This is a genomic window from Mesorhizobium sp. M1409 (assembly GCF_040317535.1).
Taxonomy (GTDB): domain Bacteria; phylum Pseudomonadota; class Alphaproteobacteria; order Rhizobiales; family Rhizobiaceae; genus Mesorhizobium.
In genome coordinates, this window is the sequence record NZ_JAMYKV010000048.1 from 17,105 (window position 1) to 40,946 (window position 23,842).

Genomic DNA, 23,842 nt, shown 5'->3' on the forward strand with positions numbered 1-23,842 from the left:
TCCTCATTTCAGTCCTCGTCCTCGAAGGACGGTTTGTGTACGGCGACACCTGCCTGCGCGAGCACCTTGCGCAGCCAAGGGGGAGGACACGTCCTGAGCATCAACTGCGTGCGCAACAGCACCTCTTGGATGGTTTGGGGCTGCGGCACTTTGATCGGATGAATTTTTGCCGAAACAACCTTGGCTGCCGAAGGTCCGCCGATCGCCAGACAAAACAGGAGATGACATCCCTTCAGCGCCTCCACCTTCGGGGTGATGCGGTCATCGCCCTCAGTTCGGTGCTTCCCGCTCTCGTCGGAAATGTCATCGAAGGCCACGGCCTCGACGAGATTCCACTCCTCGCGCGTCACGTCGTAGACAGCAAAGCGCCTGGCCGAACCGAAATGGGCGTTGAGGTTCTTCATATCCTGCGTGGCGATCGCCACGCGCAATGCGCCGGCTTGGCGTTCCGGCCTCGGTGCGTGAACCTCGTCAGTGACGAGCGAGAGGCGACGAACGGAGCTCATCTGGCTTTTCTCGCTTACGGAGTGGATCAAGCGCCTCAGGCGTCGGCGCGTGCCGGTTGGATTCAAAAATGTTGGCAACCTCGAAGATCAGGTCGCGGGTCCCCTGGTAGAGGATTGTGAGCTTGTGCTGCCTGCCGAGCCGGTCGAAGATCGGGAAGCCGACCCGCATGAGCGGAATGCCGAGGCGCTGCGCCGCCTGGCGGCCGTGGGAATGAGTGACGAGAAGATCAGCGTCGGCGCCAAGAGCTTCCAAATCGCCGAGATCGCCGATCTGAACCGACTGCGCCGGTACTTCCTCCAAAATTTTCGACATGTCGGTCGTGGTGACCGCCGCCGCGATTTCGGAGCCCATGCCGATGAAGAAGCTCGCGAGTTGGTAGAGTTGGTCTGGTTCAGCAGCGATCGCAATTTTCTTGCCTCCAAAGTGGAAATGTCCGTCGAGCAACGCGTCCTGCAACTGCGCCCGGCGACGGCGCACCTCAGCCGGCGCCGCCGCGCCCGAAACCGCGGACAGCAGCGAGACGAACCGGTCGGCGTCCTTCAATCCAGTCAGCGATCGGAACAGCACGTAAGGCACGCCGGTCAACCTCTGCAGCAGCTCGGCCGGGCGGCGCATATGCTCACCGATGACGATGCATTGCTCGGCCGTGCCAAGCTCACGGATATCCTCGACACTGGTGCCGCCATAGGTGGTCGTGACCCAGCGGTCGGGCACCGTACCGTCGAGCGAGCCGGAGACGTCCGGCAGAATCACGGGCTTCAGTCCAAAGCTTTCAACCATCTCACGCAAATGCTCGATATCAGCCACAGTGAGGTTCCAGCCAGGCAGGATCACGATCTTCTTCGACTGGCGCGCCTGCTCGCCGGGCCGCGTAATCCTTTCGATCATCGCGGTGACCGCCTTGGCCCAGCCCTCTTCGATCGCGCCGTCGAAATCCGGCGTGTTGGCTAGTACCACCTCCGTACCCGCGAGTTCTTCCGTGCGCTTCAGCCTGATATTGGAGATATCTCCTGCGCAGTCTTCGCCCCGGGTTTCCACCAGCGCCGTCGTGCAGACCCCGATCAGCGTTGGCTTTGTGCGGGCCTTGAGGTTGAGGATCGCCTCTTCCAGATGGTCTGCCCCGCCAAGGATCGTCGCCACCTCGTCCATCGCCGTCGTCTGCAACGGGATGGCTTCCTTGAAATGCCGCACGAACAGCACGAGCGCAAAGCTGGTGCACCCCTGGCTGCCGTGGAACAACGGCATCGCGCCGTCGACCCCAAGGAAGGCGAAGGCGGCACCCAACGGCTGCGATGACTTCAGCGGATTGACCGCCGCCGCTTTGCTCTGGGGAAGGATGCGGACCATCGCTTCCTCAACACTCGCTGAAATCGTCGGTCATCGTGCCGGCGAATTTCTTGAAAGCCTGGACGGTCGGGGTCTCGCTCTTTGTGCTCGGCACTTCGTCCTTCATCGCAGGCTGGCAATCCCATGGTGCCGGCTCCCGCACCTGGCACCAGATCGGGTTATGAATGGCGAGGTCGATCTGGCGTACGAGTTCCACCATGCCGTCATAGCCGGCGTAAGGGTGTTGGCGCTCCTGGTTGATATCGAGCCAGGGTGTCTTGGCCTTCAGCGCGATGAATTGCGTGCGCCCGCCCGACAGCATGATATCGGCCTTATGTTCTGAGAGCATGGCGTAAAGCTCGCGCGGTGCCATCTGCTCGAACATGTGGTTGTCGTCCTTGAGCATCTGTTTGACGCGCTCCTTGTCTTCGACTGTGGATTTCTTGACCGAGGTGCCGACGATCTCGATGCCGATCTCCATCAGTGCATGGACGACCGACCAGGACTTCACACCGCCGGTGTTGAGCAGCACGCGCTTGCCTTCGAGCCTCGGCCGGTAGGCCGCGAGCTTCTTCCACGCAATCGCCTCCTCCTCTGCAATCAAGGCCTCCGTGCGGCCGAGGATCTCCGGATCGGCACCCTTCTTCACGAGCAGCTGAGATATCTGTCGGAGCGCTTCCGAGGTGTCGGTGATGCCGTAGAAGGAGCCCTCGAAGAAGGGAATATCCCAGCGCTGCTCCATCTTGCGGGCGAGATTGATGAGCGCGGTCGAGCACACCATCATAGCCGCCCGGGCGCGGTGCGCGCAGGCAATGTCGAAGTAACGCGCGTCACCAGGAATGCAGGCGCGCACCCGGATGCCGAGCCGGTCAAGGAGCGGTTTCACCAGCCAGAATTCGCCCGAGAGGTTGAATTCGCCAAGGATATTGATGTCATAGGGCCCGGCGTCATCCGGTTCTACCGTGCCGATGACATGCTCGAGCAACGCCTCGCCGGCAAGCTTGTTGCCGAGATTCTTGGAGCCTACGAAGCCCGGCGCATTGACCGGCACCACCGGTAGGCCGAACTTTTCCGCCGCGCGCGTACAAACGGCCTCGATGTCGTCGCCGATCAGCGCCGTCACACAGGTCGGATAGACGAAGATCGCCGGCGGCCCATACGCTTCCTTGATTTCGCGGATCGCTTTGAAAAGCTTCCGCTCGCCCTGCCCCATCACAACATCGAGTTCGGTGAGGTCGGTCGTGAAGCTCGTGCGCCACAGCGTTGGCCCGGACGAAGCCGCACCGCGGTTGTCCCAGGAATTGCCCTCGCAGGCGAGCGGCGCATGGATCAGGTGCGCGACGTCGGTGATCGGCTGCAGCACGATCTTGGCGCCATCGAAGGCACAGCCGCCGGCCGCCGCCCCGGGGGTCAGTGGCTTCGAACAGCCCTCCTTGCGCGCCTTGGCATCCTTGCCGCGGTTCTGCTCGCAGGCGGGCTCGTTGAAGACATCCTGGATTTTGGCTCTGAGCGAGGACATTGCGTCGGTCTCCAAAGTCCCTCGGGAAGACGACCGGCCTCACCGAAGAGCCGGCCGCCACGCTTAGCGGGTGAGGTCATACGAATAGTCCGTCACGCCCGTCTCGCTTGTCTCGCGATCGAGCTTGTCGAAGATCTTGTCGAGGATCGTCGTCAGGACGCGCAACCCGCCTTGGTAGCCCATAAGCGCAAACCGATGGTGATGGTGGCGGTCGAAGATCGGAAACGTCAGCCGGATCAGCGGCGTGCCGGTGTCGCGCTCCAGATACTTGCCATAGGAGTTGCCGATCAGCAGGTCCACCGGCTCCGTGAAGAGCAGCGAGCGCATCGCCCAGAGGTCCTTGCCCGCCCAGACTTGAGCATTCTTGCCGAAGGGTGATGATGCAAGCAGTTCCTTCAAGTCCGCTTCCCATGCCGAGGTGCCGTTGGTGGCGAGGCAATGGGTCGGCTCGCCGCCCGTCTCCATGATGAAGCGGGCCATGGCGTAGACAAAGTCCGGATCCCCGTAGATGGCGTATTTCTTACCGTGCAGCCAGGATTGGCTGTCCGCCATGGCGTCAACAAGTCGGCCGCGCTCCAGGCGGATTGCCTCGGGGATTTGCTTGCCGGAAATCGCGGAGACCTCCATCAGGAACTCGTCGGTCGCCTGGACTCCGAGCGGGTAATGGAACGAGGCAGTCGCCTGCCCTACCCCCTCGCAATACTCCAGTGTTTTTCGGGTGTTGTAATGCTGTAGCGAGAGTGTCGCCTCGGCGTTGAGTGCCTTCCTCACGTCTTCGATCTTCGTGCCGCCGTCGTACATGCGGTATTCGCCGTCCGACGGCGTGTCGAACTGGTCAGAGGCGTCTTGGATGAAGGTATAGGACACGCCTATCAGATCGAGCAGGCGCTTGAGCTCCCGGTTGTTGCCAACGCAAAAGCCGTCGAAACCCGGAATGATGTTGATGGTTCCCTCGGCTTCGGTTCGCTCCTCGCCTTTCCAGAAGTGCTCCAAAATGCCCTTGACCGTTACGTCATAGCCGTCGACATGACTACCGACGAAGGCCGGCGTGTGGGCGAAGGGCACGTCGAAGTCGCGCGGGACCGAGCCTTCGTCCTTGGCGTTCTCGATGAAGCTGTGCAGGTCGTCGCCAATGACCTCGGCCATACAAGTGGTCGAGACGGCGATCATCTTCGGGTCGTAGAGTTGGTACGTGTTGGCGAGCCCGTCGACCATGTTCTTCAGACCGCCGAACACTGCCGCGTCCTCGGTCATCGAGGAGGAAACTGCCGAAGCAGGTTCTTTGAAATGGCGCGACAGGTGCGAGCGGTAATAGGCCACGCAGCCCTGGCTGCCGTGGACGAAGGACATGGTTCGCTCGAAGCCCGCGGCCGCGAATACCGCGCCGAGCGGCTGGCAGGCCTTGGCGGGGTTCACGACAAGCGCTTCGCGAGCAAGGTTCTTTTCGCGGTATTCCCACGTCTTGGTGAATTCGCGTTGGTCGGTAACGACCTGGTCCGGGTGCGGACATTCGAAATTCAGCCTCTTCTCGGCGAGCATCTGCCTGTATTCCGGCTCGCGGAACAGGGGAGCGTGGTCGAGAACTTTTTCAGCCGACTGCGGCATGGGTGGTTACCTCTTTCCATCTGGCCCGCCATACGGCGGCACAGGGACGTCGAAACGTTTCAGGTCTCCCGCGGACAAAGCGCCACAGGCGTTCAACGGCCTCCCGGCTTCCGGGAGGCCAGGTTTTCATTCGGCTGCGATCGCCGCCGACGGCTCGGCTTTTTTCTTCCAGGGAGCGTCGTAGAGGTTCCAGACCGGGTTGTTGATGGCCAGATCCATGTCGCGGGCGAAGATGGCGAAGCCGTCGTAGCCGTGATACGGGCCGGAATAATCCCAGGAATGCATTTGACGGAACGGTATGCCCATCTTCTGGACCGGGTACTTTTCTTTGATGCCGGAGCCAACGAGATCAGGACGGATCCCCTCGATGAATTTCTCCAGCTCGTAACCAGTCACGTCGTCATAGATCAGCGTGCCCTTCTTCACGTAGTGGCCGGTGCGCTGATAGTCGTCGTTATGGCCAAATTCGTAGCCAGTGCCGACGATAACCATGCCCAGGTCCTCATATGCCGTGACGACGTGACGGGGGCGCAGCCCGCCGACATAGAGCATCACCGTCCTGCCTTCGAGGCGCGGCCGGTACTTGGTGATGACGGCATCGACCAGGGGCCGGTATTTGGCGATGACCGCCTCGGCCTTGGCCTCGATTTCCGGTCCGAAATGCTTGGCTATCTTGCGCAGAGAGGCTTCCGTCTGGGAGGGGCCGAAGAAATTGTACTCCATCCAGGCGATGCCATACTTTTCCTCCATATGCCGGCAGATGTAGTTCATCGACCTGTAGCAATGGATGAGATTGAGCTTGGCCTTCGGCGCTCGCTCTATTTCGGCCAGCGTAGCGTCGCCCGACCAGTTGCCGACCACGCGCAGGCCCATCTCCTCGAGCAGGATGCGCGAAGCCCAGGCGTCGCCGCCGATATTGTAGTCGCCGATGACATTCACATCGTACGGGCCGGCCTCGAACTCGACGTCCTTCTTCTCGAAAACCCAGTCGCGGATCGCGTCGTTGGCGATGTGGTGGCCGAGTGATTGCGAGACGCCGCGGAAGCCCTCGCAGCGCACCGGCACGATCGTCTTTTCGTGCTCCTTTGCCTTGTTGCGGGACACAGCTTCGGTGTCGTCGCCAATCAGGCCGATCGGGCATTCGGATTGTACAGTCATGCCCTTGTTCAGCGGAAACAGTTCCTCGATCTCGTCGATAATCCGTTCCAGCTTCTTGTCGCCGCCGAAAACAATGTCCTTCTCCTGGAAATCGGAGGTGAACTGCATCGTGACGAACGTGTCGATGCCGGTCGTGCCGACGTAGTAGTTGCGGCGTTGCGACCAGGAATATTGCCCGCAGCCGACCGGGCCGTGCGAGATATGGACCATATCCTTGACAGGACCCCAGACCACGCCTTTCGAGCCGGCATAGGCGCAGCCGCGAATCGTCATCACTCCGGGGATGGACTTGATGTTCGATTTGACCTCGCATTCGGAAAGGACCTCGCTTTCCTCGCCAGCCTCGTCGCCGCTCTTTGCGACGCTCAGGTGCTTTTTGCGGCGCTTCGCCGCCTTGTCAGGATATTGCGACAGCACCTCCTCGATAAGCTTCGCATGGAGGGCGCCGTCATTCTCGTATTCCAGGCTCATGGGACCCCTTTCAAGGTTCAGGGTGACGCCTCACCAACGAGGCGCCGTTCTTTGAAAGGCGCGCCAGGTCAAGGCCGCGCCCCCAGTCAGTAGCGGTGGTTACTGTGCGGCCGCCTTCGCCGCTTCCTTGACCTGAAGCTCGGCAAGCATCTGCTCATCCGTCTTCATGATGCCGAAGTCGAGCAGCATGTCCTCGAGCTCCTCCATGGTGATCGGGGTGGGGATGGTGCCCTGGCCCGAATTGGCATGGATCTTCTCGGCCAGCGCCCGGTATTCCCCGGCCTGCTTGGAGTCCGGCGCATACTGGATGACAGACATCTTCCTGAGTTCGGCGTGCTGGACGATGTTGTCGCGCGGCACGAAGTGGATGAGCTTGGAATTGAGCCTGGAAGCCAGCGCTTCGGCGAGGTCGAGCTCGCGGTCCGTTTGGCGCTCGTTGCAGATCAGGCCGCCGAGCCGCACGCCGCCCGAATGGGCGTATTTCAGGATGCCCTTGGCGATGTTGTTGGCGGCATAGAGCGCCATCATCTCGCCGGACATGACGATATAGATTTCCTGGGCCTTGTTCTCGCGGATCGGCATCGCGAAACCGCCGCACACCACATCCCCGAGCACGTCGTAGGAGACATAGTCGACATCGTCGTAGGCACCGTTCTCCTCGAGGAAGTTGATCGAGGTGATCACGCCGCGGCCGGCGCAGCCGACACCCGGCTCAGGGCCGCCCGACTCCACGCATTTGATGCCTTTGTAGCCGACCTTGAGCACGTCCGCGAGTTCCAGATCTTCCACCGAACCTTCCTCTGCCGCGAGGTGCAGGACCGTATCCTGCGCCTTCGCGTTGAGGATCAGGCGGGTGGAGTCGGCTTTGGGGTCGCAGCCGACGATGAGGATTCTCTGCCCGAGGTCGACAAGGGCGGCGAGCGTATTTTGAGAGGTGGTGGACTTGCCGATGCCGCCCTTGCCGTAAAAGGCGATCTGACGCAAACCTGACATGTAGCTTTCCTTCCTTCGTTCCATTCATCGCGGCTGCCGCCACATGAATGCCGGTCGGGCAGCTGTCGCCGCCTCGCACCGAAGGATCTCAAGACTCGTGCCAATTTGGCTGATCGAACCGAAGAATAATTTCATGGTTGCTTTTCAGGGATTTAGCTTGAGGCCAAAGAAGGATCGTCGGAACGAGCCGTGTAGCGGACCCGACAATGGCGACACAAAGCGTCGGATCGCGATCCTCAGTCACCGCATTCGTTCGAATCGCATCGTTGTGTTGAGGTGGGCGAACAGCATCTCGACCCTCTAGCGTTAATTGCGGGATGCTGCGAACTCTTCTGTTCCGGCGAGCTGACGTGCTTGGTTCTCGCGTGTCCTCATCGACACTGCGCGGAATCTTGCGCGCCACCTGGCATACCATTGATCCACGGCCATCCATCCGGGGCCGCGGGCGGATAATTCCGCCATATCACCAACCCAAGGGGACTCGGCTCACTTATCGGCGCAGGAGTTCAGTATCGGCGTCATCGCCTTCACATGTTCGTCGATCCGCTCGAGCACTTTCGCTGCGACAACGTCGCGCTCAGGCAGATGCCACCAGTGCTCGTTGACGAGTTCGACGGTCTCGACCACTGCCTTCAGGACTGCCGGCTCCGGAAGCCTTGCACGGTTCGCAAATGCTTTCCATCGCAGTGCTGCTAGCGCCTTGAACGAGCGCTCCCCTCCAAGCGAAAGCGCCATGGCGGCGGCGGGAATATATGGCACGGTCGACAGAACGTCGTAGATTGGTGCAAGCACCGGCTTGTCGCCGTTACCGGGATAAATCAAAGACCACTTCTTCAGGTGCATGTCGCCATTGCCAGTGATGACCGTCAGCGCCAGGCGGCGGACGAATTCGAGAGCCGCCGTAGGCGAGACGGCCACGCCAAGGGCCAAGGCTATGTCGTGATAAGCGGCCCCCTCATATTTGCGCGAGGGAAAGACACCGAAGACCTGAGCGAAATCCTCGATGTGTATCCTCTCGCCATCGGCGCCGCGATCGAAGCGTTTGACGAGAAGAACCTTGCCCTCCGACAGCGTGTTGAATTCTTCGGGAACGCCCTCAAAATCGGACTTCTCGACCAGTTCGGATTCAGGAACCTCCATGCCGATTGCTGCAGCCAGCGCGAGGTTGGCGAATTCGTTCTCGGAAACGCCCGGAAACGCCGTCGAAGGGAACTTGGCGATGTACCGGCCCTGCTCGTCGTCCATCGGCAAGGTAAGGCCGCCGCCTTTTCCAGTGTTCTTCATGACCGACAGCTTCATCTGCACGCCGGCAAGTGAGAACCGTGCCTTGGGCTTATCCTTTGAAGCATCCTGCGAAACCGCTATCGCGCCGTCACTGGGCAACGCCCGTACGGCTCCAGGCAGATCGGCGCCCAGCGCCGCTAAAAGATCGAAATCATTGCCTGGCCGCACATTGCCTTCGTGGTGCTTTTCCATCGCCTCGCGCAATTTCTCCTCCGGCAGGAGGTTCGCGAAGAAAGCGGGCAAGGCGCCCGCCAGAGGCTTCGGATCTTTCCGCAATCCTCCTGTCGCTGCCCGGAACGACAGGCTGAAAACCGGAAAGCCGCCCGTCGCGCGGTAGGGCTCATCGAAGTTGAATGCATTGAAATCGCCCGGCGTCCTAACGATTGTGCCGATCTTCAGTGCGTTCAAGAGCACGTCCAGCGACGGGATCGTCTTAGGTGCGCGAAAGACTGGAGCCATGATCGTCATCGTCAGGTTGAGAAACAAAGGCGGGTCGATCGTCATCATCATGCGGACGCAATAGAGCCTGGACAGCCGGCACCATGACTTGCGGAACCAGCATCATTTCCAGACCGAGCGCGCGAGCGATATTCATGAGCGTCGTCGCACGTGCCGCTGCGGCCCCCTTTTCGATGTCGCGATAGCGGGGACGGGATATACCCGCCAAGTCAGCGACCTGCTCCTGCGTCATGGCAGCGGCCAGCCTCGCCTGCCTGAAAAGCCCACCGATTTCGCGCAGAATTTCCGATTCAGAGTCCATCATGATACCTATACGATCTATTCCAATGCGCGATGATACGCAAAGGTACCTCATCCAGCGAGCAAGTCAAAACTTTTAAATCTGTTCGCGTATCATATATAAAAAAAATGATGTGCAAACGGATCAATCCTTCTTCGAGGATCTCTCAGGCTTTAGCCCCGCACAGCAAACGGCGTTCCTCGAGAACAGCTGCTATGGCCGGGCTCCTCTGATGGGGCTGCCGCCGGTTTGCCAGGCTTCTTGCGGCCTGCGGCCTGGCGCTGCTCTTCTTTTTCGGGCTCGATCCGGCGCTCTTCTTGCGCCGCCAGCTTGGCCTCGGCTTCCAGCGACGCCATCGCCTGCTGGATCTTGGCGAGCCGGTTCTGCTTGTCGCCGGCCCAATCCGGCATCTCGTCGCCGCGCTTGTCCTTGCCGAAGTCACGTCCTCCTCGGCATCCGCGGCCTCGGCCGCCGTCAGCATGCGAGCGACCTCGGCTTTCAATTCCAGCTCGCGCTTCTTCATGCGCTCATAACTCATCGCCTTGTGTTTCGACGCGTTCGCCTTGATCTTCTTGCCATCCAGCGCGACATGGCCGATTTTGACCAGTCCTGTCGTCGCACACAGCTTCAGAACCTGCACGAACAGCGCCACGAGCGCCTTCAAATGCCGCTTGCGGAAGTCGCTGATCGTCCGGAATGCGGCGGATCGAGCGCCACGATCATCACAAAATCATTCCGTTCGCGGCAGGCCCTGGCCGGCTGTTTTCGCCAGCTTTGGGCCATCGACCGCCTGTCGCGTTCCTTCGCGCCCCTCTGTCCCTCCAGCATCAAAAGGGCCGTCGCGGCGCACCCGCCCTTCCTGCTCAAATCACATTCAATTCCCGAAACGCCCGCCCGTCAGCGATCCGGCTATACCCAAACGCCGAGCAATCCACCGTGCGATAGCCGCCATGCACGATCAGTTCGGCCAGCGCCTTGCCGACCGCCGGAGCCTGCTGCAAGCCGTGGCCGGAAAAACCGTTGGCGAAGAGGAAATTGCCGACCTCCGGGTGCGGGCCGATCACCGCGTTCTGGTCGAGCGTATTGTAGTCGTAATGGCCGACCCAGGCGCGCGTCGGCTTGATCGCCTCGAGGCCGGAATGCGGGTCGCCAGCACCGGCCAGATCACCTCTTCGAACAGCGGCCAGTCGGGGTCGAAGTCGGCGGGGTCGGCCGGTCCTTCGCCCTCTTCCGGCTCGGCGCCGCCGGTGATGTAGACCGAGCCCTCCGGCCGGACATAGATGCCGCTCGGGTCGACCAGCAGCGGCATGTCGTCATATTTTTCGCGCGCCTCGAAGACGAAGACATTGCGCTTGCGCGGCTCCACCGGCAGCGCCAGCCCGGCCATTGCTGCCACCTTGCCGGCATTCGGCCCGGCGGCGTTAACGACGGTGCCGGCCTCGAGCCGCTCGCCATTGTCGAGGGTCACACCGGCGACGCGCTTCCCCTGCCGTTCGATACCGGTCACCGACGCTGTGATGAAATCGATGTTCTTCGTCCGCAGTGCCTTGCGGAACAGCATCAGCATCGCATGCGCGTCGAACCAGCCTTCGCCGCTGCGGCCATAGGCGCCGGCGGAGATGCCCTCGACTGACAGCCACGGAAAGCGGCGGACCAGCGCCTCGGCATCCTCGAGCACGATGTCGGCGCCCTCGGCCATCTGCGCCTCGTGGTTGGCCCGCAGGATCGGCAGCCCGTTTTCGCCAGCAAGGATGAGATAACCGCCTTCGCGAAAGCCGATATCGGCGTCCGCGCCAAACTCTTCCTTGAGCCGCCGGAACAGTTTCAGCGTGAATTGCGACAGCCGGATGTTTTCAGGGATCGAGAATTGCTGGCGGATGGAGGCGCAGGACAGCGTGGTCGCGGCGCGGGAAAATTGCGGGTCGCGCTCGACAAGTGCAATCGAGCCCGAAAACCCTTCCTCGCGCAGATAATAGGCGACCGAGGAGCCGACGATGGCTCCGCCGATGATGATGATGTCGTAGCACACTTTTTCGCTTCTCCAGTTCTAGGGGCCCGCCGCCACGTGCGGGCGATGCCGGCATCAACCGGCGGGCAGATGTGCCGAGGGCAACAAGCGCGCCTGACGCAACGCCGCCAGATCAGCCGAGCCGGTGCAGAAGCAGGCGACGGCCAACTGGCGGATGACGATCTCGAAATGCGCGACCACCGCCTCGGTGGATATCGTAGCCGCGCGCAGCACGCCGGCCGCCTGCCCGGCGATGTCCGCGCCCAGGCGGAGGGCCTTGGCCACGTCGACGCCGTCGCGGATCCCGCCCGACGCGATCAGCTTCACCTTTGGCAGCGCCCGACGTACCGCCTGCACGCTGGCCGGGGTCGGAATCCCCCAATCGGCGAACGCCATCGCCACTGCACGGTCGGCGGCATCGCGGGCGCGCTCGCCCTCCACCGCGGCCCAACTGGTGCCGCCGGCGCCGGCGACATCGATCACCGCCACGCCCGCCTCGACGAGCGCACAGGCCACCGAGGCGGACAGGCCCGACCCCACTTCCTTGGCCACGATCGGCACGCCCACGCTGCGCGCGGCGCGAGCGATCTGCGCCAGGACGCCGCGCCAGTCGCGGTCGCCCTCCGGCTGTACCGCTTCCTGCAGCGGATTGAGATGGACGATGAGTCCATCGGCCTCCAGCGCATCCACCGCCCGGCGCGCCACGTCCAGGCCGTCGGCCTCGCGCAGTTGCGCGGCGCCGATATTGGCCAGCAAGGGAATGTCTGGGGCCAGGCGGCGTAGCGCGCGCGTCAGCCCCTGGGAGTTGCGGGATTGCAGGCTCACGCGCTGCGAACCGACGCACATGGCGATCCCCAAGGCTTGCGCTGCCTCGCTCAGATGCCGGTTGATGGCCTCGGCGCGTGGCATGCCGCCGGTCATGGAGCTGATCAGCAGCGGCGCGCGCATGGTCTTGCCCAGCAGCGAGGCGCGCAGGTCGATCTGCGTCAGGTCCAACTCGGGCAATGCGCAGTGTTCGAAACGGATGTACTCCCAGCCGGCGGCGACCGTGGCCGGCGCCGTTCGCCGATCCAGCACGATGTCCAGATGGTCGTCCTTGCGCCGGCTCAGCTTGGTGTCGCTCATGCTCGCCCCATCCGTCGCATCGGGCGACGGCGTTGCGTCGGATCGGACCGACGGCAGCGTGCGCACGCCGCCGCCTCCCGCGCGTTCAGGCCGGCGCACGCTGGCCTCCCCCCGCAGCGTCGCTGCGGTAGCGGCTGGTTGAGGTCTGGTAGTACTGCGCGCGGATGGCCGCCATGGCCTCGATCAACGGTCCCCACGGCGCGGGAAAGCGTTCTTTCGCCATCACCTGGTGCAGCATGCGCGTATGGCCGGCCAGCTCGTCGTTGAGGAACTCCAGCACAGGCATAGCCGGATAGCGCTGCAGCAGCAGGATTGCCGCATTGTCGGCCTCGCCGGCCGACCTGTCCTTGTCGCGTCCATGCAGATCGTTCTGCAAGCGCCCTATCGCGGAGATGAGCCGCAGGACCTGGCGAAACGCCGGACGTGCGCGCAAGGTCGCCATGTCCAGCCCCCACAGCAACGACAGGCAACAGAACACGTTCGTGTAGGCGATCGAATCGATGCCGTTGTGCAGGTACTCGGCGTAGGACCAGCGTTCCGCCCCTGCCGCCTGCGCGTGTCCGGCGCGCAGCGCCGCGCAGTAGCACCGGGTATCGTCGAGAAGCTGAGCATAGTCGCGACGATCGTAGGCGAGCGCCGCCAGCGAAGCGCGCAGCACAGCGCAGCCCTCGAATCCGGGGAGCGCGCACGGCACGCCCTGCCCCAGCGCCTGCTCCACCGCGGCGAGCTGCTCCGGCGCGATCAGGCCAAGGTCGTTGCAATCGTCGAGCCAGAACAGCAGCGCCAGTTCGCGATAGAACGCCACGATCAGCGCTTCGTCCTGCGGATCGCGGCCGGTGCGGGCGCAGGTGTCGCGCAGGCTCGGGTGGATGCGCTGCAGGATGTACTGGCCGCCCCTGACCGCTTCCACGGCATGCTCGTCGGCGAACCCGGTCAGGGAACGCCCCCACTCCAGCACCTGCTGCAGCGCGCGTTCGGTCTGGATCATGGCGCCGCTCCTGCTCCCTCGGCCAGGACGCGCCGCCCCCAACGAAGCGCCAGCCACAACCCGGCGAGTTCGGCCACGCGCACTACCCGGGTGGGGCAATACAGTTCCTTGCCGATCCACAGCGGCGTCTGCGGCAATGCACGCGCCGCATGGCGGGCGAGCATCCACTCCAGCGCACGCGCCACCGCCTGCGCGATGCGCCGGCGCGCTGTCGGCTCTTCGCTCCCGTCCATCACGTGCAACGCGAACAGCGCATAGGCGGTTTCCTCGAATGTGGACGCGCGACCGGCGCCCCAGCCGCCGTCGTCGCGCTGCGCCCGCAGCAGCGCCGCCAGCGCGCGCTCGTCGCGCCACTGGGGTTTGCCTTGCGCCAGCGCAGCGACCGCATGCGCGGTGGGATACAGCCACGAAACGTGCCATTTTTCGTTGTCCCATAGACCGTGCGGGTTGCGATTGGCCTCGACGTAGGCGCTGGTGCCGGCGGCCGGCTTTCCCAACATTCGCAATGCATGCAGGGCATGGATGTTGGTCGACACCGAGGCATTGCGCTCGCCGGGGAAGGTGACGAACAGCTCGCCGATTTCGAAATGGCGCAACGCATCGACCGCCGGGTCGCGGCCTGCAAGGCGCAGGACGCACAACGCAACGGCGGTGTCGTCCGCGTCGGCCACGAAGTGCAAGGCGGGGCCCAGACCGCGCACGCCCAGGCGGGCGTCGAGATGCGCGACGATCACTTGCACCGCCTCGGCGAGCGCGGGATGCGCGAATAGCCCGGCCAGATGCAGGGTGTACAGCGACCAGCATGGCTCGAACACATTGATCGGCCAGACGTTGGGAACGACGCCTTCGATGCCGCTGCGCGTCGCCCGCGATGCCGCCTGCAGATACGCGTCGGCGCGCTCGACCTGCGGCGTGCTCCCCTGTGTCACGGCGTGCGCACGCCACGCGGCGGTGGCCGCCGGACTGATGCCGATGCTGCCGTCGTCATCCGGGCATGCGGTGGTCGGCGACGTCCCCCAGGCTTCCCAGGAGTGCAGCAACGGATGGCCGCTCGGCAACGTCGCCACCGCCCCCAGCTTGGCCAGGCACGCTTGCCGCAACGGCAACAGCGCCGGGTGGCGCGGAAACGCCACGCCGCCCAGCAAGGATGCGGCCTCGCCGCACAACTGCGGCAGGATCAGCTCCGCGCCGATAGGCGCGTCTTCCGGCACCGCATGCGCGTAGGGATCGGGCTGGCGCTCGAGGAACCGGGTTGCAGCCTGGACTGCGTCGGCAGCGTCGGGAAGAGGATCGGCACGCTGCAATGTCAGCAACGCCGCCCACGTGGGCGCATGGCGGAACAGCGGGAAGTCCGCGCTTCCCCATCCGCCATCGGCCTGTTGCTGCGCGATGAGCCACGCGTATGCGTCCTGCCGACCGGTGACGTTGCCGTGGAACTGCAGAGCTCGCGCCGTGTCGTAGACGGACGGGCCGACGCTGCCGCCGTCGCTCATCTCGCTCAGCAGGTGGCGCAATTCGGAAAGGATCTGTTCGGACAGCGCGTTCACGCGGGATGTTCCTTCTGCAGACGGTTGACGAGAACCAGGATCGGGCAGACGCCGCGCACGTCGCCGCCGGTTCGGACACAGTGCAGCATGCACCGCCCGCCGGCCGATCGCAGCAGACAGGGGCGAGTCCATGCGGACGGACGCGCTCATGCGTATGGCGCGGACAGATACACGTTGGCCCGCTGCAGCATCTGCGCCAACTGTTCCGCACGCGGCCCCAGCGGGACGATGGCCTCCCCGGCGTCGCGCAACAAATCCAGCGCGAACTGGCGCGCTGCCTGCAGCCCCATGATGGACGCGCAGGTCGGCTTCTGCGCCGCCGCGTCCTTACCGGGGGTCTTGCCCAGCGTCGCGGTATCCGCTGTCGCGTCGAGAATGTCGTCGACCACCTGCAACGCCAGGCCGAAACAGGCGGTGTAGCGATCGAGCGCACAGTACAGCGCAGCGTGCGCGGCATCCTCCGCGATGGCGCATAGCGCACCCATGCGAACGGACGCGCGCACTAGCGCTCCGCTCTTCATCCGGTGCATCGCCACGATCCTGTCCAGCTCGGCGTGCTTTCCGACCAGCGACAGATCCATGGCCTGCCCGCCTGCGGCACCCTCGGCGGACACCGCCTGCGCCAGTTCGCGCACGAGCGCGATACGGTTGTCGCCCGGCGCATCCAGGCTCGCCAGGGTCAGGAAGGCGTGCGCCTGCAGCGCATCGCCAACCAGGATCGCAGTGGCTTCGCCGAACTTGACGTGCACGGTCGGAAGGCCGCGGCGAAGCACGTCGTCGTCCATCGCGGGCAGGTCGTCGTGGACCAGGGTACAGGCGTGCATCATCTCGATGGCGGCGCCGACGTCGTCGAGCATGTGCGCCGGCGTGTCGGCCAGTGCGCCGGCAGCCAGACAGAGCAAGGCGCGGGTGCGCTTCCCGCCATGCAAGGTGGCGTAGCGCATCGCCGCCATCAGCTCTGTCTCACCGTCGTCTTCGGCGCAGAGAAGACGCGCCAGCGCCTGTTCGACCCGCTTTGCGCCGTCCTGCATCCAGATCTCCGGCAGCAGCCTGCCGGATGCGCCGCGCGCCTGCGCACCCAATCCGCCGAGGGCGGAAACGCCAGCTCGGTCGTCGTGTAGCGTGGAACCGGTCTGCATGTTTTTCATGTCCTTGTACCTGACACGAGATGGCCACGGCGAGCGCCAAGCCGCCGCGGTGTTGCCGGCGTCGCACCGAGCGCGTGCGCCGAGTGCAGCAATGCCGCGCCTCGCCGGCGCCGCTGCCTCGCCACACGGGGCATGCGATGCCAGCTCATGAGAAGCCTATGCGGATTGCCATGGACGGATGTGCGGTCGGGTAATAGCGCCGGCCTTTTTCGACGCCGCTCAGCAACCGCGGCCGCACCCCGGCCTTGTGCATGGCCAGCGCCAAGGCGATGCAGAACTGCACCATTTCCAGCCATACCAGGTGGTAGCCGATGCAGACGTGTGGGCCGGTACCGAACTGCAGCATGTCCACCGGCCGGATCGGCTCCGTGCGTTGCAGCCACCGCGCCAGGCGGAACTGATCAGGCGCCTCGTGCAGCAGCGCCGAGGTCGAGAAATGCAGCAGCGGGATGCACAGATGGGTGCCCGCGGGAATGCGCCGTTGGCCGAGTTGCAATTCCTGCAGGGCGCGACGCGGCAGGAGCGTGGTCGCCGGATGCAGGCGCAGCGTCTCCCGGAACAGCGCCTCGGCGACCGGACACTCCGCCAGGTCCGCGTGCCGGGTCGGCACCGCGCCCACGCGTTGCGCCTCCTCGACCAGGGCGTCCCACAGCACAGGCTGCCGCGCCATCTCGATCACCATCCAGGCCATCGTCGAGGCAGTGGTGTCGTGACCGGCAAGCAGCAGCAAGCGGATATTGGCGACCAGGACGTCATCGGAAAGCGCATCGTCGCTGCGGTCGAAGGCGCTCACCATGTCGTTGATGAACCCGGTGCGCGCGGCATGCGCGCGTGCATCGCGGACGAACCGGCGCAACTGCGCGTCGATCCAGTCGCGGGCGGAGCGGCCGCGCCGCAAAGGCAATCCGGGCAGGTCAACCGGTGGCGCGATGATCAACTGCAGCAATTGCCGGTACTTGCGATGCCATCCCGGCAGGTCCTGCGCGGGGATTCCCATGAGGCTGAAGATGAGCTTCAGCATCAGGTCGCCGGTCTCGCGCAGGATCGTTACCTCGCCGCGGGCGCGCCACGCCTGCACCCGCGCCTGGATGACCGGCGCGAACAGGTCGCCGATCCCGGCCTGGCTCAGCCCCTTGGGCAAGAACGCTGCCTTGATGGCATCGCGCGCCTGCCGGTGCGCGCCGCCGTCCAGGGCAACCAACGTTCCGCCAAGCAATTCGGGCGCGATCTCTTCGATCAGCGCCGAGGACACGTCCTTGTGCTTGAGCAGAGAGAATGCGTCCGGATCCACACAGGTCATCAGATGTCCGGCAGGGCCGAAATCCAGCCAGAAGTGGCTGCCCAGCGTCCGTTCTGCGCGTTGCAGCAGGCGCGGCAGGTCGCAGACAATGGCGGGAAGATGCCCGACCAGGGGGAAAGCGCCGGGCATGACCGGGATGTCGGATCGCAGCCGGTGCCGACGGTTGAGTGGGTTGAGCAGTATGTCCATCAGCAGCGCGCCGCCGTCGCCGATTCGGTGTCGCCGGCAGGGCGCGCGGCGCAGCTGTTGCCACCGTCGGCGTATGTCGGCACATGCGCCAGCATGCCGCCGTCGATGCACACGACCTGGCCGGTGATGAACGCAGCATCGTCGGAGAGCAGGAACGCCACGAGCGCGGCCACGTCCTCGGGGCGGCCGACGCGCGGCAGGAGCTGGTGCCGGCGCAGATGCCGTTGCATGCACTCGTCCAGCTTGGTGAGGAGACGCTCGGTCATGACGAGACCCGGCGCAACCGCGTTGCAGCGGATCTGCGCATGACCGTACTGGGTGGCGAGCGACGCCGACAGCATGTTCATCGCCGCCTTCGACGCGGCGTAGGACGTCTGCGCGGTGTCACCGCTGAGCCCCTGGCACGACGACATGTTGACGATCGCGCCACCGCCGCGGGCGATCATCCGTGGGATGGCCTGCCGGCAGCAGAGCAGCGTGCCGCGCAGATTGGTCGCCATGGTCTGATCCCAGACCGCCAGGTCCAGCTCGAGGATCGCGCGGTCGCGCAGGGTCAAATGCATGGCGCTCGCATTGTTCACCAGCAGGTCGACCCCGCCGAAGTGCCGCTCCGCCGTCTCGAACAGCGCTGCCACCGCCTGCTCATCGGCGATGTCCATGGCCAGGGCCAGCGCGTGGCCCGCTTCAGCCGCGATCTGCGCGGTGCAGGCGATGGCCGCCGAGCCATCAATATCGGCCACCACCACTCTGCCGCCCCCGCGCGCGATGGCGAGGGCGCATGCCTTGCCGATGCCGGCGCCGGCGCCGGTCACCACGGCCACCTTGCCTTCAAACCGTCCATCGTGTCCTCCTGGATTGCGTTGGTCTTTCGCGGCATGCCGCTCGGCCTCCGCCGGAGAAGGCGCAGGGTCGGCGCGGGCGCGCTCGCCAGCGCCCGCGGCGCTGCCGATGCCCCGAAGGGCGGCGACCGGGCACGGGCGGGCCGCGCGCCGCACGGCGGCGTGCAGCGCCTGCGGGACCGTCGCCACGCACACTTCGGCCACGCCGTCCGGTTCGCGCTGGCGAAAGGTGCCCGGCAGCGTCAGCACGCACTGCCCGGTGGTTCCGCACAGATCCTGGTCGACCACGACGCGCATCTCAGCCCCCCTGCGCATGCAGCCGCACCGGCAGCGCGCCGAACGTCCTAAGGAACGCGGAGGGCTCCCGGGTCGGCTGCTCGGCCAATGCCAGCGTGGGGAAGCGCGCCTGGATCCGCGGCAGGCTCTCGGCCAACTGCACCCGGGCCAGTTGCGCACCGAGGCAGAAGTGGATGCCGTGGCCGAAGCTCAGCATGATCTTCCCGTCGATCGACATGCCAGGACTGGTGCCGTAGAACCGCGCGGGATCGAAGCGGTCGGGATCAGCGAAGGCGTCCGGGTCGCGATTGCCGGCCGCGATCAGCACGCGCACGTCCGCGTCCTTCGGGATCACCACGCCGCCCAGTTCGATGTCGCGCTGGGCGATACGCGGAATGGAGCTGAACATGGCGGGCGCGTCGCAGCGCAGGACTTCTTCGACGAACGCCTTCACCCCCACGGCATCTCCCTGCAGCCAGTGCCGCTGTTCGGGATACGCCAGCATCGCCAGGACCGCATGGTCTATGGCCGCAGCAGTGGTGGCGAAGCCGCCCAGCAGCATGCCCCACAGCATGCTGATCAACTCCGCATCCGACAGCATGTCGGCATCGTCGTCGTGTGCGCCGACCAGCATTGACACGATGTCGTGGCGGGAATCGGTGCGCTTGCGCTGTATGAGGTCGCCGAAGTAGGCCTGCACCCTGGCGCTGGCCGCGTCCGCCGCGGCGAACTGGGGATCACTGGCGTGCGGGCTCAAGCCTTCCAGAATGGCGCTGATGCCGGCGACGAGCCTCAACATGTCTTCCTGGGGCATGCCGAACAGTTCGCCGAAAACCAGCATGGGCAAGGCCAGCGCGAATTCCCGGTGCAGGTCCACCGCCTCCCCGCGCTCCAGCGCGGGCGCCATGCCGTCCAGGCGCGCTGCGACGATGCGAGCGATGGTCGGCCTCAGGTTGTCGATCTGGCCCATGGTGAAATCGCGCGAGATCAGCCGGCGCAGACGCGTATGCGTCGGTGGTTCCTTCATCGCTAGCGTGGACGCCAGCAGATTGAGTGACAGGCTGGTCGCCGCACGCGGGAAATAGCGCGCCAGTTCGCCCGGCGCCGGTCCCCGAAAAGCATCGCCCGTGGCCTTGAGCGCCCAGTAGATGTCGGCGTGGCGGCTCAACAGAAAGAGGCCCGACGCCGCGCGATGCACCGGATCGTGCTCGCGCAACCACCGCATGAACGGATACGGGTCGTGGATGCACGCTGGCGACGCCAGTTCGGCGAAGGCGTCCCGGCATGCTGCCGTGGTTTCTTGCACGTCCATCTTGGTTACCTGTTGGCTGGCTGATCTGACCGGCGCGCGCCAGGCGCGCCGGCAATTGCGGAGAAGATCGCGATTCCCGGCGGCGTCCGCGCATCACCAGAGCACCGGGAACTCCTCGAACCCGCCAGTGATGATCTCCTTGCGCAACTTCAGTTCTTCGGGCGCCACTGCCAAGCGCAGCGCGGGAAAGCGCTGGAAGATCGAACCGAACACCACCTTGAGTTCCAGCCTGGCCAGCGCCGCGCCGATGCAGTAGTGCGGCCCGTAGGAGAACGCCAGGTGCGGGTTTTCGGCGCGTCCGATGTCGAAGATTTCCGGGTCGTCGAAATGGCGCGCATCGAACGACGTCGCCGGCAGGCCGACCAGCACCTTGCTCTCCGCGGGAATATGCACGCCCGCGATGGTCACGTCGGTCCTCGGATAGCGCATGATGCCGTCCCAACCCGCGCCCGGCGGGTACATGCGCAGGATTTCCTCCACCGCCTTGTCCACCAGGGATGGATCGCCGACCAAGCGTTCGCGCTGTTGCGGATGGCGGAACATGGCCAGCAGGCCGAATTCGATCTGCGCGACGGTGCTCTCGTGCCCCGCCACCAGCATTCCCGCCGCCAAGCCGATCGCCTCTTCCTCGGTCGCCGTGCCCTGGTCGATCGCCGCGACCAGATCCGTCAGCACGTTGTCGCCCGGATCCTGGCGCTTGTCCCGCATCTTGCCGCGAATGTAGGCGCGGAGTTCTTCCCAGGCCAAGCGCGACGCGCTTCGCGGGCCGCTTTCATGCTGGTGCGTCATCACCTCGTCGGACAGCCCGGCGAAAAAGGCGTGATCCTCGTAGAGCACGCCCATCAGCGCGCCAATGACCATGGCTGGAAGCGGAAAGGAGAGGTGGCGCCGCAGATCGGCGGGCTGGGGCTGGGCCGCCAGCGTCTCAAACAACTGCGCGGCGATCGCCTCGACCTGCTGCGCGAGCTGCTTCACCCTGCCGTTGCTGAAGGCCGGCGCCACGATCGTGCGTAGCCGCGTATGCTCGCCCCCCTCGTGCGAGACCAGCCATCCTGGCGAACCGAGAATCACCGAATCCGGGGTGAATGCGGCCGGCGGCATTCCCGCGGGCCGGAACGCCGCGTCGGACAACACCGCCTTGGCCTCGTCATAGCCTGTGACCCACCAGCCTTCGTGCCCGGACGGGAAGCGCACGCGGTGGATCGGACCGTTGGCCCGCAGCGCCAACATCTCGGGCGAGGGCTCAATGTGATCGACGCGCCACATCGGCAGCGTCGGCAAAGGTTGTTCGGGCATGATGGCACTTCACTCGGTAGCGATGGAAGGGCGGAAGGTGACCGGCGGACGCTGCGGCAGCGAAGACCTAAGACGGCATGTAGACGACGTCGTCCGGAGGCAGACCGATTATCAAGATCGGCTAACGCGTAACTGTCTAGGCACATCGCGCGGCGAGATGCAGAACATTATCCTGTACCTTCGAGGTCAGGATAAAGTCCGTGTGGTGGGCCTTTGACTCGCCGCCGGCCAAGATTTCCTGCGCAAGCGTCGACAAGGGCGGCGAGCTGTTGGGTAAGGGCTTTCGCCGAGGCCCCCCTGCCCATAGACGCTATCCGACGCAGATTTGACATTTTGCTTTTCTTTCTTCGTTCCATTCGTGTCATCCACGAAATGAAAGTCGGTCGGCGGCTCCCGGCCCGCAACGAAGGTGCTTCAAATCTCGTGCCAATTTGGCCGCAGCAGAAAAATCGTGGCAGCTTCTCAGCGGCTTAGCCTGAGGCCAGAGAAGAACTAGGCGAAATAAGCCGGTGTCGCGGGCCAACAAAGGCGACGGAACAGTGTCGGACAGAACGCCTCGGGCGACCTTTAGGTCGGGCCTGCGACATTCTGGTCCAGTTTCGAACATAAGAGGGCGGCAAACAGACACGATTGGGGAATTCGATCCTCACGGCGCCAAGGCGCTTGCCCAAGAGCGCGCGCTCATGTTGCTGCGAGAGGCGCGTGTTCGCGATAGCCGTGCTGCGCACCCATGAACGCTAGCGGCACACGCTACGACTGGAGTGCCCGCCAGCCTCAGGTGGTGCATCGGCTCGGCTTCCGGTTCTTCTTTGCCCAGCCGGGGCTGAAGCGCCGAATATCCACACCATACAGCATCGTTGTTGCCTATGTGACGAGGCGGCATAGCGCGCTCCCGGTCTTCTAAGACACGGCCTCCGAGAAGAAGGGGGCGGTCCAACAGCACCTCTATTTGAAATGGCACGCCGCTTGCTGCTCCTGGTTAGAGCACCATCAAATTACGATGAAAGCGACTTGCACCATGCCCGACGCGCGAAGCTCTAGACAGTGGCCTGAGGAGACGGTGCCCGTTCCCGCTGAACATCGGGACATCGTCTCCTCCGGAAGGCCGTTCTCGGTGGCCGCTTTGCGCATGGCTGGTCCGATGCCGGCACGCCAACATGGGCCGCTCGCGCAAATGCCGTCTACCGGTTCTGTTCAGCGTGTGAGTGCCCAAGAGCCCCATCAAATGGTCACCCAAGCCAAGGTCGGCGGGTCGCTGCCAAATATCGACAATACCCTGAACCAGTTCAGTGACGCGGGTCTCTTGCGTGAAGTCACATTTGAGGCCTCGACATGCTTCCGATATTGGCTACTTCCGGCCGCTATCACTTTTTCCCGGGCACGAGCGCGAGTGATCGATGCCGCTTCCGACGCCATAGCCGTGGGAAGATCGCCCAAGCGGCTCGACGGCCTCCAGCTCGCTCAGATCGATTGCGTTCGCGTGGCCAAGACCAGCCGCCAAGACGTTCCCATACGTCGGGATGGAAAAGGAAGTTGCGAGTCGCCGAGGCCCTCATTCCGTGCCCGAGCATACGAGCCTTTGCTCGGAATTGCGCCAGCCTCTGCCAGAATCCAGCGCGCCAGTTTTTTCCTGAGGAGCAAGTTGATGACCGTTCAAAAGAAGGTTCCCTTCGTCACCTTTCTCACGCGTGTTCGCGATGAGTCAGTCCAGGGGCCAAATCCATATCGCTGGGAAGAAAAGACATCTGACGACTACTTTGCCGGCAAGCGGGTCATCTTGTTCTCGCTGCCTGGCGCCTTCACACCAACCTGCTCGACCTACCAATTGCCCCAGTTCGAAGAGCTCTATGATGAGTTTGAGAAGGAGGGAATTGACGCGATTTACTGCCTCTCTGTCAACGACGCCTTCGTCATGAATGCGTGGGGGAAGTCCTTGGGCCTGAAGCAGGTCGAGCTCATCCCCGATGGCTCAGGCGAGTTCACACGCAAAATGGGCATGCTGGTCGCCAAGGACAATCTCGGCTTCGGGATGCGCTCTTGGCGCTACGCCGCCCTGATCAACAAAGGCGTGGTGGAGCACTGGTTCGAGGAGGAAGGTTTCTCCGACAACTGCGAGGCCGACCCGTATGGCGTCTCATCCCCGCAAAACGTTCTCGAAACGCTGAAAGCCGCCGCTTGACCTAGAAAACGTCTCACTGGTGCCAGTGCCGGC

General features: G+C 64.1%; 18 protein-coding genes and 2 pseudogenes. 1 reads left to right on the forward strand and 19 read right to left on the reverse strand.

Annotation, left to right across the window (positions count from 1 at the left end; genetic code table 11):
- Positions 1 to 8: 8 nt before the first annotated feature.
- The 19 genes and pseudogenes from nifX to NKG99_RS28210 all read right to left on the reverse strand — a co-directional run bounded on the left by nifX (position 9) and on the right by NKG99_RS28210 (position 21,630).
- Positions 9 to 506: a nitrogen fixation protein NifX gene (gene nifX / locus NKG99_RS28120; RefSeq protein ID WP_352872325.1), complete on the reverse strand. Its 498-nt coding sequence runs from the start codon at positions 504 to 506 to the stop codon at positions 9 to 11.
- A complete protein-coding gene (nifN, locus tag NKG99_RS28125; RefSeq protein ID WP_352872327.1) occupies positions 472 to 1,854 on the reverse strand; it encodes a nitrogenase iron-molybdenum cofactor biosynthesis protein NifN in 1,383 nt (460 codons plus the stop codon). Before nifN ends, nifX begins: the two co-directional genes overlap by 35 nt.
- A gap of 7 nt (positions 1,855 to 1,861) precedes the next feature.
- A complete protein-coding gene (nifE, locus tag NKG99_RS28130) occupies positions 1,862 to 3,352 on the reverse strand; it encodes a nitrogenase iron-molybdenum cofactor biosynthesis protein NifE (RefSeq protein WP_352872329.1) in 1,491 nt (496 codons plus the stop codon).
- Between the two features lie 63 nt (positions 3,353 to 3,415).
- Complete coding sequence (nifK, locus tag NKG99_RS28135; protein WP_352872331.1) at positions 3,416 to 4,957, reverse strand: nitrogenase molybdenum-iron protein subunit beta; 1,542 nt, start codon at positions 4,955 to 4,957, stop codon at positions 3,416 to 3,418.
- A gap of 126 nt (positions 4,958 to 5,083) precedes the next feature.
- Complete coding sequence (nifD, locus tag NKG99_RS28140; RefSeq protein ID WP_352711414.1) at positions 5,084 to 6,586, reverse strand: nitrogenase molybdenum-iron protein alpha chain; 1,503 nt, start codon at positions 6,584 to 6,586, stop codon at positions 5,084 to 5,086.
- 99 nt (positions 6,587 to 6,685) lie between these two features.
- On the reverse strand, positions 6,686 to 7,579 hold the full coding sequence (gene nifH / locus NKG99_RS28145) for a nitrogenase iron protein (RefSeq protein WP_023801970.1): 894 nt from the start codon (positions 7,577 to 7,579) through the stop codon (positions 6,686 to 6,688).
- Positions 7,580 to 8,065: 486 nt separating this feature from the next.
- The gene (locus NKG99_RS28150; RefSeq protein WP_352872333.1) at positions 8,066 to 9,322 is read right to left on the reverse strand and encodes a type II toxin-antitoxin system HipA family toxin; all 1,257 of its coding nucleotides are present in this window, start codon (positions 9,320 to 9,322) and stop codon (positions 8,066 to 8,068) included.
- Positions 9,297 to 9,623 (reverse strand): helix-turn-helix domain-containing protein, encoded by a 327-nt coding sequence (locus tag NKG99_RS28155; protein WP_352825324.1) that lies wholly within the window; start codon positions 9,621 to 9,623, stop codon positions 9,297 to 9,299. Before NKG99_RS28155 ends, NKG99_RS28150 begins: the two co-directional genes overlap by 26 nt.
- A gap of 152 nt (positions 9,624 to 9,775) precedes the next feature.
- Positions 9,776 to 10,012, reverse strand: coding sequence for a hypothetical protein (locus NKG99_RS36020; RefSeq protein ID WP_502913094.1), 237 nt, complete (start codon positions 10,010 to 10,012; stop codon positions 9,776 to 9,778).
- 453 nt (positions 10,013 to 10,465) lie between these two features.
- Positions 10,466 to 11,631 (reverse strand): annotated as a pseudogene (locus tag NKG99_RS28165) (NAD(P)/FAD-dependent oxidoreductase).
- A 54-nt stretch (positions 11,632 to 11,685) separates the two neighbouring features.
- The gene (gene fni / locus NKG99_RS28170) at positions 11,686 to 12,735 is read right to left on the reverse strand and encodes a type 2 isopentenyl-diphosphate Delta-isomerase (RefSeq protein ID WP_352872335.1); all 1,050 of its coding nucleotides are present in this window, start codon (positions 12,733 to 12,735) and stop codon (positions 11,686 to 11,688) included.
- Between the two features lie 85 nt (positions 12,736 to 12,820).
- Positions 12,821 to 13,723 (reverse strand): terpene synthase family protein, encoded by a 903-nt coding sequence (locus NKG99_RS28175; RefSeq protein ID WP_352872336.1) that lies wholly within the window; start codon positions 13,721 to 13,723, stop codon positions 12,821 to 12,823.
- Positions 13,720 to 15,270: a hypothetical protein gene (locus tag NKG99_RS28180; protein WP_352872338.1), complete on the reverse strand. Its 1,551-nt coding sequence runs from the start codon at positions 15,268 to 15,270 to the stop codon at positions 13,720 to 13,722. The genes NKG99_RS28175 and NKG99_RS28180 overlap by 4 nt, the downstream gene beginning before the upstream one ends.
- A gap of 146 nt (positions 15,271 to 15,416) precedes the next feature.
- Positions 15,417 to 16,409, reverse strand: a complete 993-nt coding sequence (locus NKG99_RS28185) for a polyprenyl synthetase family protein (protein ID WP_352872372.1) — start codon at positions 16,407 to 16,409, stop codon at positions 15,417 to 15,419.
- A 154-nt stretch (positions 16,410 to 16,563) separates the two neighbouring features.
- Positions 16,564 to 17,907, reverse strand: a complete 1,344-nt coding sequence (locus NKG99_RS28190) for a cytochrome P450 (RefSeq protein WP_352872340.1) — start codon at positions 17,905 to 17,907, stop codon at positions 16,564 to 16,566.
- The gene (locus NKG99_RS28195; protein ID WP_352872374.1) at positions 17,907 to 18,728 is read right to left on the reverse strand and encodes an SDR family oxidoreductase; all 822 of its coding nucleotides are present in this window, start codon (positions 18,726 to 18,728) and stop codon (positions 17,907 to 17,909) included. Before NKG99_RS28195 ends, NKG99_RS28190 begins: the two co-directional genes overlap by 1 nt.
- Before the next feature lie 15 nt (positions 18,729 to 18,743).
- Positions 18,744 to 19,043: pseudogene (locus NKG99_RS28200) on the reverse strand (ferredoxin); the annotation flags it as partial.
- Position 19,044: 1 nt separating this feature from the next.
- Positions 19,045 to 20,334 (reverse strand): cytochrome P450, encoded by a 1,290-nt coding sequence (locus NKG99_RS28205; protein WP_352872341.1) that lies wholly within the window; start codon positions 20,332 to 20,334, stop codon positions 19,045 to 19,047.
- Positions 20,335 to 20,427: 93 nt separating this feature from the next.
- A complete protein-coding gene (locus NKG99_RS28210; RefSeq protein WP_352872342.1) occupies positions 20,428 to 21,630 on the reverse strand; it encodes a cytochrome P450 in 1,203 nt (400 codons plus the stop codon).
- 1,645 nt (positions 21,631 to 23,275) lie between these two features.
- Here NKG99_RS28210 and NKG99_RS28215 point away from each other — a divergent pair.
- Positions 23,276 to 23,809, forward strand: coding sequence for a peroxiredoxin (locus NKG99_RS28215; protein ID WP_352872344.1), 534 nt, complete (start codon positions 23,276 to 23,278; stop codon positions 23,807 to 23,809).
- The last annotated feature ends 33 nt before the right edge of the window (positions 23,810 to 23,842 follow it).